Source organism: Enterobacter sp. BNK-34 (genome assembly GCF_048684445.1).
GTDB lineage: Bacteria > Pseudomonadota > Gammaproteobacteria > Enterobacterales > Enterobacteriaceae > Enterobacter > Enterobacter pseudoroggenkampii.
The window spans coordinates 3,038,332-3,052,286 of sequence record NZ_JBLQUA010000001.1 but is presented as its reverse complement, the minus strand read 5'-3'; the positions used below and the strand labels follow the sequence as shown (position 1 = coordinate 3,052,286).

The window sequence follows — 13,955 nt, the reverse complement described above, 5'->3', positions numbered from 1 at the left end:
CCGCCGTGCGGTTACGATTTGCTTATGTAAAACGATCGAGGATAATAAAGACATTGCGTATCAGTGATATGCCCCAATACTGTTGGTATATCCATAAGAGACTCTGACATAGCCATGCCTGAACACTATCGTTATTCCTTGCCTGTCAAAGCGGGCGACCAGCGCCAGCTGGGTGAACTCACGGGCGCAGCGTGCGCCACGCTGGTAGCGGAAATCGCCGAGCGTCATCCTGGCCCGGTGATCCTGGTTGCCCCGGATATGCAAAACGCCCTGCGCCTGCACGACGAAATTCGCCAGTTCACCGATAATCTGGTGTTCAGCCTGGCCGACTGGGAAACGCTGCCGTATGACAGCTTCTCTCCGCATCAGGAGATTATCTCCTCGCGCCTGTCGACGCTCTATCAACTCCCGACCATGCAGCGCGGCGTGCTGATTGTGCCGGTGAACACCCTGATGCAGCGCGTCTGTCCGCACAGCTATCTGCACGGCCACGCGCTGGTGATGAAAAAAGGCCAGCGACTGTCCCGTGATGCCCTGCGCGCGCAGCTTGACGGGGCCGGCTATCGCCACGTCGACCAGGTGATGGAGCATGGGGAATACGCGACCCGCGGCGCGCTGCTCGACCTTTACCCGATGGGCAGCGACCAGCCGTATCGTCTGGACTTTTTCGATGATGAAATCGACAGCCTGCGCGTCTTCGACGCCGACACGCAGCGCACGCTGGAAGAAGTGGAGTCCATCAATTTACTGCCCGCGCATGAGTTCCCCACGGACAAAACCGCTATCGAACTGTTTCGCAGCCAGTGGCGCGATAAGTTCGAGGTGAAGCGCGACGCGGAACATATTTATCAGCAGGTCAGTAAAGGCACGCTGCCTGCCGGGATCGAATACTGGCAGCCGCTGTTCTTCAACGAGCCGCTCCCTGCCCTGTTCAGCTACTTCCCGGCGAATACGCTGATTGTTAATACCGGCGATATCGACGCCAGCGCCAGCCGCTTTGAAAGTGAAACCCGCGCGCGCTTCGAAAACCGGGGCGTTGACCCGATGCGCCCGCTGCTGCCGCCGGAAGCGCTGTGGCTGCGCACCGACGAGCTCAACGCCGAGCTGAAGCGCTGGCCGCGCATGCAGCTGAAAACCGATTCGCTTGCCGACAAGGCCGCCAACACCAACCTCGCCTTCCGAACGCTGCCGGACCTGGCCGTCCAGGCGCAGCAGAAATCCCCGCTGGATAGTCTGCGCAAATTTCTGGAGTCCTTTACCGGCCCGGTGGTGTTCTCCGTTGAGAGTGAAGGCCGCCGCGAAGCGTTAGGTGAGCTGCTGGGACGCATTAAGGTGGCGCCGAAGCGCATCCTGCGCCTGAGCGAAGCGACCGGAAACGGTCGTTACCTGATGATTGGCGCCGCCGAGCACGGTTTTATCGACACGCTCAACAACCTGGCGCTGATTTGCGAAAGCGACCTGCTGGGCGAGCGCGTCGCACGCCGCCGTCAGGACAGCCGTCGGACCATCAACCCGGACACGCTGATCCGTAACCTGGCCGAGCTGCACCCGGGCCAGCCGATCGTTCACCTGGAGCATGGCGTTGGACGCTATCAGGGGATGACCACGCTGGAAGCGGGCGGCATCAAAGGTGAATACCTGATGCTCACCTACGCCAACGACGCCAAACTGTATGTTCCGGTGTCGTCCCTGCATCTGATCAGCCGCTACGCGGGCGGTGCCGAAGAGAACGCGCCGCTGCACAAGCTGGGCGGCGATGCCTGGGCGCGCGCGCGCCAGAAGGCCGCGGAAAAAGTGCGCGACGTGGCCGCCGAGCTGCTGGATATTTACGCCCAGCGCGCGGCCAAAGAGGGCTTCGCCTTTAAGCATGATAAAGAACAGTACCAGCTGTTCTGTGACAGCTTCCCGTTTGAAACCACGCCGGATCAGGCTCAGGCTATTAACGCCGTGCTTAGCGACATGTGCCAGCCGCTGGCAATGGACCGCTTAGTCTGCGGCGACGTCGGCTTCGGCAAAACCGAAGTGGCGATGCGCGCCGCTTTCCTTGCGGTCGAAAACAACAAGCAGGTGGCGGTGCTGGTGCCGACCACCCTGCTCGCTCAGCAGCACTTCGACAACTTCCGCGACCGCTTCGCCAACTGGCCGGTTCGCATCGAGATGCTGTCGCGTTTTCGCAGCACCAAAGAACAGACCCAAATTCTGGAACAGGCCAGCGAAGGCAAGATCGATATTCTGATCGGCACCCACAAGCTGCTGCAAAGCGACGTGAAGTGGAAAGATCTGGGGCTGCTGATCGTCGACGAAGAGCACCGCTTCGGGGTGCGTCATAAAGAGCGCATCAAAGCGATGCGCGCCGACGTCGACATCCTGACCCTGACCGCAACGCCGATCCCGCGAACCCTGAACATGGCGATGAGCGGCATGCGCGATCTGTCGATTATTGCCACGCCGCCGGCGCGCCGTCTGGCGGTGAAAACCTTTGTCCGCGAGTACGATAATCTGGTGGTGCGTGAGGCCATTCTGCGTGAAGTGCTTCGTGGGGGGCAGGTCTACTACCTCTATAACGACGTGGAAAATATCCAGAAAGCGGCGGACAGGCTGGCGGAGCTGGTACCGGAAGCGCGCATTGCTATCGGCCACGGGCAGATGCGCGAGCGCGAGCTGGAACGGGTGATGAACGACTTCCACCACCAGCGCTTTAACGTGCTGGTGTGCACCACCATCATCGAAACCGGGATCGACATTCCGACGGCAAACACCATCATCATTGAACGCGCGGATCACTTTGGTCTGGCGCAGCTTCACCAGCTGCGCGGTCGCGTCGGGCGTTCACACCATCAGGCCTACGCCTGGCTGCTGACGCCGCATCCGAAAGCGATGACCACCGACGCGCAAAAGCGTCTGGAAGCCATCGCCTCGCTGGAAGACCTCGGCGCAGGCTTTGCGCTGGCCACGCACGATCTCGAGATCCGCGGTGCCGGCGAACTGCTGGGTGAAGACCAGAGCGGCTCGATGGAAACCATCGGCTTCTCGCTCTATATGGAGCTGCTGGAGAACGCGGTTGATGCCCTGAAGGCCGGACGCGAGCCGTCGCTGGAAGACCTCACCAGCCAGCAGACCGAGGTCGAGCTGCGTATGCCTTCCCTGCTGCCGGATGATTTCATTCCGGACGTGAATACCCGACTCTCATTCTACAAACGCATCGCCAGCGCGAAGAAGGAGAACGAGCTGGAAGAGATCAAGGTTGAGCTTATCGATCGCTTTGGTCTGCTGCCCGATGCGGCGAGAAATCTGCTGGATATCGCGAGACTGCGCCAGCAGGCGCAGAAGCTGGGGATTCGTAAGCTCGAAGGCAATGAAAAAGGCGGCGTGATTGAATTCGCCGAGAAGAACCACGTCAACCCGATGTGGCTCATCGGCCTGCTGCAAAAACAGCCGCAGCATTTCCGTCTGGATGGCCCAACCCGTCTGAAATTTACCCAGGAGCTGACGGAGCGCAAAACCCGTATGGACTGGGTGCGTAACTTTATGCGTCAGCTGGAAGAGAACGCGATCGCATAACCTCCCTTCCCCCTGTTAGCCCAGTGCTACGGGGGGACAATTTACAAACTCTTTGCACTTCACCCGATCTTCCCGACATACCCATTCGCCATAATTATGTTTAACGCCTTATAAAACAATAACCTTATCATTTGCATGGATTATGATGATGATGACCTCTTCGCGTTTTACTCGCTGGTTAACCCTGTTTGCGCTGGCAGCCACCGTCGCGGTTGCGCTTCCTGCTCGCGCAAACACCTGGCCCCTTCCCCCTCCCGGCAGCAAGGTGGTGGGTGAAAACCGCTTTCATGTGGTTGAAAATAATGGCGGTTCTCTGGAAGCGATTGCCAAAAAATATAACGTCGGTTTTCTGGCCCTGCTGCAGGCGAACCCCGGCGTCGATCCTTACGTCCCGCGCGCGGGCAGCGTACTGACCATCCCGTTACAGACTATCCTTCCGGACGCCCCGCGCGAGGGGATGGTGATAAACCTGGCCGAGCTCCGTCTGTACTATTACCCGCCGGGTAAAAACGAAGTGACGGTCTACCCGATTGGTATTGGTCAGCTGGGCGGCGACACCCTGACGCCGACGATGGTCACCACCGTCTCGGATAAACGCGCGAATCCAACCTGGACCCCGACGGCCAATATTCGTGCCCGCTATAAAGCTCAGGGCATTGATCTTCCAGCCGTGGTGCCGGCAGGCCCGGATAACCCAATGGGACACCACGCGATCCGCCTGGCAGCCTACGGTGGTGTTTACCTGCTGCACGGCACGAATGCGGACTTTGGCATCGGCATGCGCGTCAGTTCCGGATGTATTCGTCTGCGCGATGACGATATCAAAACGCTGTTTAACGTCGTTACGCCGGGAACCAAAGTGAATATCATCAATACGCCGATTAAGGTTTCTGAGGAGCCGGGCGGCGTGCGGCTGGTCGAAATTCACCAGCCGCTATCGAAAAACATTGGCGATGATCCGCAGACGCTGCCCATTAACCTGAATGCCGCGATGGTAAGCTTCAAAACGAATGCGAATACCAACAGCGTGGTGATGGAGCGCGCAATGGAGGCCCGCTCAGGCATGCCGACCGATGTCACCCGGCATCATGATGTAATCCAGCAATCGATGTAAATCATAAATAAAAAAACGCCCTGCTCAGCAGGGCGTTTTTTATTGCAGTGGCATAAATGAGGGTTTATGCCCGGCTTATTTGTAGATGACGGCGGTGCCGTGCAGGGTGTTAGGACCGGTCACAGAGGTGATGCGGTAAGATTTAGCACCCATCTCTTCCGCTTTTTGTGCCAGCTGATCTTCCAGTGAACCCAGGTTAGTACCGGCAGACGCAGAGATCGTCCCGACTTTATGCTGATCGACCGGGGTGGACTGTACTTGTACAGCCGCAAAGCTTGCGAAAGAGAGTGAACTCAGAACAGCAGCAGCGATGAGGGTTTTTACGTTTTTCATGATGTTTACCTTTAGCAGATGAATTTGGAGGTCGTTATCTATTTAGTTAACGATCGATAGGTAAATCATAAATGTGATCCAGGTCACGCGTCAACATAATTTTATAACGACCATTAACTTAATTTTAAAGTCGTTATTTTTCATATAGATATGATTAATATATTTTTAAGCATTCAGCACTGGTGGTGGGTTGCGTTTATTTTTATAATGGTTATTCACCAAACCAACAGAGGACCAACGGCACATGACAACCGACGTCACGAGTTGTGCGAAGAAAAGCCGTGGCCGACCAAAAGTGTTTGACAGGGATGCAGCGCTTGATAAGGCCATGACTCTCTTCTGGCAACATGGGTATGAAGCAACCTCGCTTTCCGATCTGGTAGAAGCCACCGGAGCCAAAGCGCCGACGCTGTATGCCGAATTTACCAATAAAGAGGGGCTGTTCAGGGCAGTGCTGGACAGATACATTTCGCGCTTTGCGGCGAAACACGAAGCCCAGCTGTTCTGTGAAGAGAAAAGCGTCGAACAGGCGCTTCGCGACTATTTCACCGCCGTCGCGACCTGCTTCACCAGTAAAGAGACGCCTGCGGGCTGCTTTATGATTAACACCTCTGCCACCCTGGCGGCGTCCTCGAAAGAGATTGCCAATACGGTGAAATCGCGGCATGCCATGCAGGAGGAGACGCTCAGCGCCTTTCTGGCTCAGCGCCAGCAGCGCGGTGAAATCCCTGCGCAATGCAACCCTCAGCTGCTGGCGCAATACCTGAGCTGTATTTTGCAGGGGATGTCGATCAGCGCCCGTGAAGGGGCTACGCTGGAAAAACTGCAGAATATTAGCGAAACCACGCTGCGACTGTGGCCTGAGCTACTGAAAATCTGAAGCAAAAAAAAAGCTCCTCAGCCTGAGCGCATGAGGAGCTAAATTCAGAGAACATCTTTTTTACACTTTGTTATTCAGAACCAGCTGGCCATTTCCATCCAGTGGAATTTGCGTGCCCGGGTCTTTATCCATGCGGATTTTGCCCTGCTGATCGCCAATTTTGTACGTCACGTCATAGCCCAGCATTTTTTCCGACTTGTCATAGACGGTTTTGCAGCGTTGCTGAGTCGTGGTGTAGGTATCATTATCCTGCATCGCGCCCTGTACCTGGTTACCGGCATAGCCGCCACCCAGCGCACCGACCACGGTCGCCACATCTTTACCCCGGCCGCCGCCGAACTGGTGACCAATCACGCCACCCGCTACCGCGCCCAGAACAGAACCGGCAATACGGTTTTCATCCTGCACCGGACGACGGTGCGTCACGGAGACGTTACGGCACTCCTGACGAGGCGTTTTTACCGTTTCTTTAATCGGTGTAGCAGAAACCACCTGCGCATACTGCGGGCCGCGATCTAATACGTTGAGACTGGCAACGGCAGCCACACCTAACGCAGCCGCGACGCCAATCCCTATACCCGCCAACATTGATTTATTCACGGGACTTCCTCCTTTGTTGCTATTGGTAACAATTTTGCAATGGAGGCACGGCTTCGCCAATAAGATAAAGGATCAAAAAAGGGGCGTTGAGAGGAGATATATTGTATTTAGGAGAACTCTTAAGCACTCAAACTGTGATCTACAGCATGAAATGCTAAAAACTCCCTCCGGAGGACCCGGAGGGAGTGAAAGATTAGTGCAGCTTCAGACGCGGACGGATCACGCGGTTGATTCTGCCCACCAGCATCATCAGCCCGGTTTTGAAGTAGCCGTGCAGCGCAATCTGGTGCATGCGGTACAGGGAGATATACACGAAGCGGGCAATGCGCCCTTCTACCATCATTGAGCCGCGCATCAGGTTGCCCATCAGGCTGCCGACGGTAGAGAAGTTTGACAGAGACACCAGAGAACCATGGTCTTTGTAGACATAGGCCTTCATTGGCTTGCCTTTGTACTGCGCCAGAATGTTGTGCAGCACCAGGCTTGCCATCTGGTGAGCGGCCTGCGCGCGCGGCGGCACGAATCCACCTTCAGGACGCGCGCAGGAGGCACAGTCACCGATAGCAAAGATTTCAGGGTCACGCGTGGTTTGCAGCGTTGGCTCGGTGACCAGCTGGTTAATGCGGTTCGTTTCCAGACCGCCGATCTCTTTCATAAAGTCAGGCGCTTTGATACCTGCCGCCCAGACCATCAGATCCGCTTTGATATACTCGCCGTCTTTGGTGTGCAGGCCGCCTTCGTCGGCGCTGGTCACCATGGTCTGCGTCAGCACCCGCACGCCCAGTTTGGTGAGCTCATTGTGCGCCGCACCGGAAATACGCGGAGGCAGCGCAGGCAGAATACGTTCACCCGCTTCGACCAGCGTGACGTTCAGCGCTTCGTTAGTTAACCCTTTGTAACCGTAGCTGTGCAGCTGTTTCACTGCATTGTGCAGCTCCGCAGACAGCTCAACGCCCGTCGCACCACCGCCGACAATGGCGATATTCACCTTACCGTTCGCACCCATATTGCTGGTGTACTTCAGGAACAGGTTCAGCATTTCCTGATGGAAACGACGCGCCTGGTGCGGGTTATCGAGGAAGATACAGTGCTCTTTCACGCCCGGCGTGTTGAAGTCGTTGGAGGTACTGCCCAGCGCCATGACCAGTGTGTCGTACGGCAGCTTGCGCTCAGGAACCAGCAGCTCCCCTTTTTCATCGCGCAACTCTGCCAGGGTGATGGTTTTGCTTTCACGGTTGATGTCCACCACCGAGCCCAGCTGGAACTGGAAATGGTGGTTGCGCGCGTGCGCCAGGTAGCTGAGCGCGTCCACGCCCTCGTCCAGAGAACCGGTCGCCACTTCGTGCAGCAGCGGTTTCCACAGGTGGCTGTGGTTACGATCCACCAGCGTAATTTTGGCTTTTTTACCGCGACCCAGCTTCTTGCCCAGCTGTGTAGCCAGCTCCAGCCCGCCAGCACCACCGCCTACAATCACTATCTTTTTCAATGGCGTAGTCAACGTGACCCCCTCAAATTATTAACCAATTGTTAATTAAAAGTTATAAAAATAACCCTTAATTAACAACAGGTTACAGCACTGAAACCATTCAGGTGCATTGAGAATACCACGTCAGGCGCATTGGTCATACCAAAATTGATATGCATCAAGTTTTGATGGCTTAAAAGTAGACAATTCTGGTCAAAAAGAAAGCCCGGTACGCTTTCGCGGCCGGGCTTTGATGCCTGCGTATAAGGGATTAACCCAGCGTTTTAAACGCTTTGATACGCTGCAGATGCGGGGAGATGTTCTTGAACTTGTGGGTCTGTTCTTCGTCCCAGACGATCTCATAGTAATGATGCAGCAGTTCTGCTGCCCGATGGCTGTTGAGCGCTTCATCATTACGTGAAAGGATCACCAGGCAGCGGTCGCGGTTTTTCTCACGAAAATTGCTGACGCACTTGGTCGCAATATCGACATACTCTTCCGGGCGGTCAATTTTGCCTTCCATGTTCTCGTTCGGGAACAGGTTAGGATTGAACACCACCTGGCGAATGTCGCACAGGAAGCCAATCCGCTCCGCCCAGTAGCCGCCCAGCCCCACGCCGCAAATCAGCGGGCGATCGTCGACGTTGAGCTGCAACATCTTGTCCACCTCTTTGAGCAGATGCTGCATATCATGCTTCGGATGGCGCGTGCTGTAGCTGATCAACCGTACATCCGGATCGATAAACTGCAGCTGCAGCACCTTCTCATGATTACCAGGACTGTTTGAGTCAAAACCGTGTAAATAGATGATCATCGTCTTCTCACCACGCTACGCCTTCCGGGAGGGTTTACAGGCTGGCTTTATGTGCCTGCCAGCGCTCATTCAGGTCTTCAAGCCGGGCGTTGACCGTCTTCCAGCGCGCCGAATCCATCAGCTCCTGACGGCTAAATGAACCTTTATGATACAATTGTGTAACACGCTCTGCATTGATCGGCGACAGGTTATCCAGCACGCTCACGGCACCTTTACGATTATTGCAGACCAGGATCATATCGCAACCTGCATCCAGCGACGCCTGACCGCGTTCAGCGTAGCTGCCCATAATCGCCGCCCCTTCCATGGATAAATCGTCAGAGAAGATCACGCCATTGAAGCCCAGCTCCTGACGCAGAACGGTTTTCAGCCAGTGCGGAGAGCCGCTGGCAGGGCGCGGGTCAACGTCGCTGTAAATCACGTGCGCAGGCATAATGGCATCAAGCTTGTTGTCGGTGATAAGCGACCTGAACACCGACATATCTTTGGCGCGAATTTCCGCTTCCGGGCGCGGATCGCGCGGCGTCTCTTTGTGTGAATCCGCCGTCACCGCGCCGTGACCCGGGAAGTGTTTACCGGTGGTTTTCATTCCGGCATCGTGCATACCGTCGATAAACCAGGTCGCCATGGCCAGCGCAATGCGCGGATCTTCATGGTATGAACGCTCGCCAATGGCGGCGCTGATATGCCCCACGTCCAGAACCGGGGCAAAACTGATGTCGATATCCATGGCGATCATTTCGCTGGCCATCAGCCAGCCGGCTTCCTGCGCCAGTTTCCCCCCTCTTCCGTGCCTAACAGCGCGGCAAAAGACTGGGCTGCCGGCAGGCGGGTAAACCCTTCGCGAAAACGCTGCACGCGGCCGCCTTCCTGATCGACGGCGACCACCAGATGATTGCGCGACGCGGCGCGGATCTGACGCACCAGCTCACGCAGCTGCGCCGGATCGTGATAGTTGCGGGTAAACAGGATCAGGCCACCCACCAGCGGATGCGCCAGAATTTCACGCTCCTCCGCATCCAGCTCAAACCCTTCTACATCCAACATGACTGGACCCACATCCACCTCTCTTATCCTTTCGTTTGTAACTGACGCCAGGCATCGACTGCCAGCGCAATAAAGTGTTTGTCTCTGGACTGGCGATAGCGCATTTCAAACCAGCCAGCCATTAACATGACGACCCAGGGTCGCCAGCATCTGACCTGACGCCTCAGCGCCTCGGGGTCAATATGTGCCACCTGGGCGTAGTCCCTGATGAGCATTTGCCGCGCGGCGTCACTCTCCGTCCAGACTGCCGCCAGTTCCAGCGCCACATCGCCATCTCCGGCATACTCCCAGTCGATAAGCCTGATGCCCGCTGACGTATGAACAATATTCCCGGCATGAACATCCATGTGCAGCGGCGCGAGCCGAATCGGCTGCGGCTCGCCCGTTTTACGCAGCCGCTTGAGATGTGCCAGCCACATTGGGGTGCGTCTGTCAGGCGCGGCCTGCTGCCAGTAGCGTTCCAGCAGCGGGTATAACGTGATTCGCCATCCCAGACGTGGCTGCCGGTGCAGATGATACAGCATCGCCGCGAGCGCCGGCGTGTCCGGCAGCGCGCTTTTAACGTCACCGTCCAGATAGTCGACGGCCATCCAGCCCTGTCTGAAAAAACGAGGAGCAGGCACGAGATCTGACGGAAGACGTCTCAGGGCACGAAACTGACGACGAAAATGGGAGGCAGGCGCGTAGGGATCGTGATTCTGCCGCAAGACCAGACGGTGTTCGCCCTGCGCTATAATGCAACTCGCGCCGCCAAGCCCGGAGTGGGCCTGCGGCGCGATAAGGCGGTACTGAGGAAAATAGCGCGTCAGAATCTCTTCACGCGTGCTGTCATTGTTGCGTAACCGCACCTTTACCTGACCAGATAATTTCGCCTGTCTGAACCAGCATCAGCTGCATCTGCAGGGCTGGGGTATTCACGTTACCTGTGGCGTTAGAGTAAAGCACATACTGTGCGCCAACGTTACGGGCAATGCCGATCGCCTTGCTGCGTGTGCCGAGACTATCCTGCGGCGACAGGCCCAGCTGCTGTTTGGCTACCGCGAGCTGCTGAGCCGAGACCAGCGTAAACTTGCCGTTGTTAGCCAGAGCATTGCGCAGGGTTTCTGTCGCTTCGCCCGCGTTCAGTGAACCGTTGGTACGGTTGTTGACGCTGTCGACCAGCAATACGCTGCCCGCCGTCACGCCCTGCGCCTGCAGCATTTTACCGACCATCGGCTGCATTGCCCCGTTCCAGTCGTAGTGGCGCACGCGCGGTGCAGGCTGCGACGTCTGGTCCGGATGCTCAATCGGGCCAGGCTGCGCCGGTATAGACGGTACGGACGGCACGGTTGGCTGCGGCTGCGTTGGCTGCGTCGGCTGTTCTGTGCCCGGTTTCGCCTCTTCCACAGGCGCAGGCTGTTCAGTTCGGGTCACACACCCTGCCAGGAACAGCGCGAAAGCTGTCACGAGCGCATAGCGGCTCAAGTTTTTAATCAAGGTTCACCCCTCAGAGATAAAGATAAAGTCTCACCTTATGCGCACCCAGATAGTTGGCGCTGCCATAGAGCGTTACCGACGACCTGGCCGGAATGGTGACGCTGCGCGGCGCCTCCAGCGGATGCATTTCGAGACCTCTTACGTCATACCAGAAAAAACGGTAATGGACCGTCACGGGTTCGTGTCTTTCATTAAAGAGCGTTGAGGAGGCAGACGAGTTGATTTCACTGATGGTCAGCGCGGGCTGTTGCGCCGTGATGCCCGCGGCAAGCACGGAGGATTCCATGACCAGCGTCTGTTCATCGTTCACGGGGATCGCCGGGCGCGTGCTGCACCCCACAATCATCATCGTCACTACCAGCGCTGCAATACGCCCTTTACGCATGTCAAAGACCTTTATGTGCCAGCATCGGCCCCAGAGGACGTCCACCCAGCAGATGCATGTGAATATGATACACTTCCTGGCCACCATGACGGTTGCAGTTCATGATCAGACGGTAACCGTCTTCTGCAATCCCTTCCTGTTCAGCGATTTTCGCGGCCACCGTCAGCATACGACCTAACGCCACTTCATGCTCGGTTTTTACGTCGTTTACAGTCGGAATCAGAATATTGGGAATGATAAGGATGTGCGTCGGGGCCTGAGGGGAAATGTCCCGGAAAGCCGTCACCAGTTCATCCTGATAGACGATATCCGACGGAATTTCGCGGCGGATAATTTTACTGAAAATCGTTTCTTCAGCCATGACCTTTTCCTTTTTTGTTTAATCTGGCGCAATGCGTCCGCTGTAAACACACTCCCGGGATCGGTGTGTGACACAATTCAAGAGTATGAGCGAGTTTCTCCTGTCCTTTCAACCTCCTCCCTCGATTTCTTTCCTGAATGTTCATCAGCTGAGTGAAGAGTGACCGCTTGCGCGTCTCAGTGGCGTTTTTTGCGGCACAAATAAAAAAGGCAGCCATTCGGCTGCCTTAGTCTCCCCAGGTCACAACTTAGTTGCTGCGGATGTACTCATCCATTTCGGTTTTCAGGTTATCGGATTTGGTACCGAAGATTGCCTGTACACCAGAACCTGCAACAACTACGCCCGCTGCGCCCAGTTTTTTCAGACCCGGCTGGTCTACTTTCGCGACGTCGGCAACGCTCACACGCAGACGAGTGATGCACGCGTCCAGGTTAGTGATGTTCTCTTTACCACCGAACGCGGCAACCAGTGCAGGAGCCATTTCGCTGGTCGCGCCAGCTTTGCTGTCTTCTGTCGCATCTTCACGGCCTGGGGTTTTCAGGTCCAGTGCTTTAATCAGCACGCGGAAGATGGTGTAGTACACAACTGCGTAGCACGCACCGACGATTGGGAACAGCCACAGTTTGCTGCTGTTACCGGACAGAACGATGAAGTCGATCAGGCCGTGAGAGAAGGACGTACCGTCACGCATACCCAGCAGAATACAGATTGGGAACGCCAGGCCGGCCAGAATCGCGTGGATAACGTACAGGATCGGCGCAACGAACATGAAGGAGAACTCGATCGGCTCGGTGATACCGGTCAGGAACGAGGTCAGCGCTGCGGAGATCATGATACCGCCCACTTTTGCACGGTTCTCTGGCTTCGCAGAGTGCCAGATAGCAATCGCCGCGGCAGGCAGACCGTACATTTTGAACAGGAAGCCACCAGACAGTTTACCTGCAGTTGGGTCGCCCGCCATGTAACGTGGGATATCGCCGTGGAATACCTGGCCTGCTGCGTTGGTGAATTCACCAATCTGCATCTGGAATGGAACGTTCCAGATGTGGTGCAGACCGAATGGCACCAGGCAACGCTCGATGAAGCCGTAGATACCAAACGCCACAACCGGGTTCTGGTAAGCAGCCCACTGAGAGAAGGTCTGGATAGCGGAGCCGATTGGTGGCCAGATGAAGGACAGGATCACGCCAGTGAAAATCGCTGCCAGACCAGAGATGATCGGCACGAAACGCTTGCCCGCGAAGAAGCCCAGATACTCAGGCAGCTTGATGCGATAGAAGCGGTTGAACATATACGCTGCAATCGCACCGGAGATGATACCGCCCAGAACACCGGTGTCCGCCAGGTGTTTCGCGGCAATCTCTTCTGCCGGTAAATGCAGAACCAGCGGCGCAACCACAGCCATGGTTTTCACCATGATGCCGTAGGCAACCACTGCAGCCAGCGCAGAAACGCCGTCGTTATTGGTGAAGCCCAGAGCCACACCGATCGCGAAGATCAGCGGCATGTTAGCAAAGACAGAACCGCCTGCTTCGGCCATCACGTGGGACACTACGGCTGGCAGCCAGCTGAAGTTAGCAGAACCGACACCCAGCAGGATACCTGCAATAGGCAGTACGGATACTGGCAGCATCAGCGATTTACCGACCTTTTGCAGGTTAGCAAATGCATTCTTAAACATAATTGAGAGTGCTCCTGAGTATTTGTGCTTTTTTACGCTTTCACGCATTGGCCCGGGGGGAGTACCGTGCCGTGGACAGGACATCTAAGCGCCCTTTATTTATTACACAGAGTAAAATAATTCCCTCTGAGTTTGTTTGACGGCTATCACGTTTCAGCTTAAGGCGGTCGAAAAACTTTCAGTTATTTACAAAAAGCATGTCCGGATGTGTCTAAAAACACCCTCACCGCCCCAAATG

Annotated in this window: 12 protein-coding genes and 1 pseudogene; 3 read left to right on the top strand and 10 right to left on the bottom strand. The window is 56.1% G+C overall.

What is annotated here, in order from left to right; translation table 11 throughout:
• Nucleotides 1–114 precede the first annotated feature (114 nt).
• Entirely contained in the window at nucleotides 115–3,561 is a 3,447-nt protein-coding gene (gene mfd, locus ACMGG5_RS14885) for a transcription-repair coupling factor (RefSeq protein ID WP_032650865.1), read from the top strand.
• Nucleotides 3,562–3,709: 148 nt separating this feature from the next.
• Nucleotides 3,710–4,675 carry a L,D-transpeptidase LdtC gene (gene ldtC, locus ACMGG5_RS14880; RefSeq protein ID WP_032650862.1) on the top strand — a complete coding sequence of 322 codons (966 nt, stop codon included), beginning with the start codon at nucleotides 3,710–3,712 and terminating at the stop codon, nucleotides 4,673–4,675.
• Nucleotides 4,676–4,750: 75 nt separating this feature from the next.
• Here ldtC and bhsA read toward each other — a convergent pair whose 3' ends face one another.
• Nucleotides 4,751–5,008: a multiple stress resistance protein BhsA gene (bhsA, locus tag ACMGG5_RS14875; protein WP_045910210.1), complete on the bottom strand. Its 258-nt coding sequence runs from the start codon at nucleotides 5,006–5,008 to the stop codon at nucleotides 4,751–4,753.
• A 244-nt stretch (nucleotides 5,009–5,252) separates the two neighbouring features.
• Here bhsA and ACMGG5_RS14870 point away from each other — a divergent pair, with 244 nt between their 5' ends.
• A complete protein-coding gene (locus tag ACMGG5_RS14870; RefSeq protein WP_024909039.1) occupies nucleotides 5,253–5,888 on the top strand; it encodes a TetR/AcrR family transcriptional regulator in 636 nt (211 codons plus the stop codon).
• A 60-nt stretch (nucleotides 5,889–5,948) separates the two neighbouring features.
• On the opposite strand, the gene ACMGG5_RS14865 is transcribed toward ACMGG5_RS14870, so the two are convergent.
• The 9 genes and pseudogenes from ACMGG5_RS14865 to ptsG form a co-directional block, all read right to left on the bottom strand.
• On the bottom strand, nucleotides 5,949–6,488 hold the full coding sequence (locus ACMGG5_RS14865; protein ID WP_008500779.1) for a glycine zipper 2TM domain-containing protein: 540 nt from the start codon (nucleotides 6,486–6,488) through the stop codon (nucleotides 5,949–5,951).
• A 193-nt stretch (nucleotides 6,489–6,681) separates the two neighbouring features.
• Nucleotides 6,682–7,986: an NAD(P)/FAD-dependent oxidoreductase gene (locus tag ACMGG5_RS14860; RefSeq protein WP_024909038.1), complete on the bottom strand. Its 1,305-nt coding sequence runs from the start codon at nucleotides 7,984–7,986 to the stop codon at nucleotides 6,682–6,684.
• Nucleotides 7,987–8,224: 238 nt separating this feature from the next.
• Nucleotides 8,225–8,767 (bottom strand): alpha/beta hydrolase YcfP, encoded by a 543-nt coding sequence (ycfP, locus tag ACMGG5_RS14855; protein ID WP_008500781.1) that lies wholly within the window; start codon nucleotides 8,765–8,767, stop codon nucleotides 8,225–8,227.
• 34 nt (nucleotides 8,768–8,801) lie between these two features.
• Nucleotides 8,802–9,826: pseudogene (gene nagZ / locus ACMGG5_RS14850) on the bottom strand (beta-N-acetylhexosaminidase).
• An 11-nt stretch (nucleotides 9,827–9,837) separates the two neighbouring features.
• Entirely contained in the window at nucleotides 9,838–10,662 is an 825-nt protein-coding gene (gene thiK, locus ACMGG5_RS14845) for a thiamine kinase (protein WP_420278064.1), read from the bottom strand.
• The gene (gene lpoB, locus ACMGG5_RS14840) at nucleotides 10,643–11,290 is read right to left on the bottom strand and encodes a penicillin-binding protein activator LpoB (protein WP_024909035.1); all 648 of its coding nucleotides are present in this window, start codon (nucleotides 11,288–11,290) and stop codon (nucleotides 10,643–10,645) included. Before lpoB ends, thiK begins: the two co-directional genes overlap by 20 nt.
• Nucleotides 11,291–11,300: 10 nt before the next feature.
• Nucleotides 11,301–11,675, bottom strand: coding sequence for a YcfL family protein (locus ACMGG5_RS14835; RefSeq protein ID WP_024909034.1), 375 nt, complete (start codon nucleotides 11,673–11,675; stop codon nucleotides 11,301–11,303).
• Nucleotide 11,676: 1 nt separating this feature from the next.
• Nucleotides 11,677–12,036 carry a purine nucleoside phosphoramidase gene (gene hinT, locus ACMGG5_RS14830; protein ID WP_006809243.1) on the bottom strand — a complete coding sequence of 120 codons (360 nt, stop codon included), beginning with the start codon at nucleotides 12,034–12,036 and terminating at the stop codon, nucleotides 11,677–11,679.
• A 247-nt stretch (nucleotides 12,037–12,283) separates the two neighbouring features.
• Nucleotides 12,284–13,717, bottom strand: coding sequence for a PTS glucose transporter subunit IIBC (ptsG, locus tag ACMGG5_RS14825; RefSeq protein WP_023311158.1), 1,434 nt, complete (start codon nucleotides 13,715–13,717; stop codon nucleotides 12,284–12,286).
• Nucleotides 13,718–13,955: the final 238 nt, after the last annotated feature.

Coding starts and splice junctions, on each gene's coding strand:
- ACMGG5_RS14835 (WP_024909034.1), bottom strand. CDS start 11,675: ATGCGTAAAGGGCGTATTGCAGCGCTGGTAGTGACGATGATGATTGTG.
- mfd (WP_032650865.1), top strand. CDS start 115: ATGCCTGAACACTATCGTTATTCCTTGCCTGTCAAAGCGGGCGACCAG.
- ycfP (WP_008500781.1), bottom strand. CDS start 8,767: ATGATCATCTATTTACACGGTTTTGACTCAAACAGTCCTGGTAATCAT.
- bhsA (WP_045910210.1), bottom strand. CDS start 5,008: ATGAAAAACGTAAAAACCCTCATCGCTGCTGCTGTTCTGAGTTCACTC.
- ldtC (WP_032650862.1), top strand. CDS start 3,710: ATGATGACCTCTTCGCGTTTTACTCGCTGGTTAACCCTGTTTGCGCTG.
- ACMGG5_RS14870 (WP_024909039.1), top strand. CDS start 5,253: ATGACAACCGACGTCACGAGTTGTGCGAAGAAAAGCCGTGGCCGACCA.
- hinT (WP_006809243.1), bottom strand. CDS start 12,036: ATGGCTGAAGAAACGATTTTCAGTAAAATTATCCGCCGCGAAATTCCG.
- ptsG (WP_023311158.1), bottom strand. CDS start 13,717: ATGTTTAAGAATGCATTTGCTAACCTGCAAAAGGTCGGTAAATCGCTG.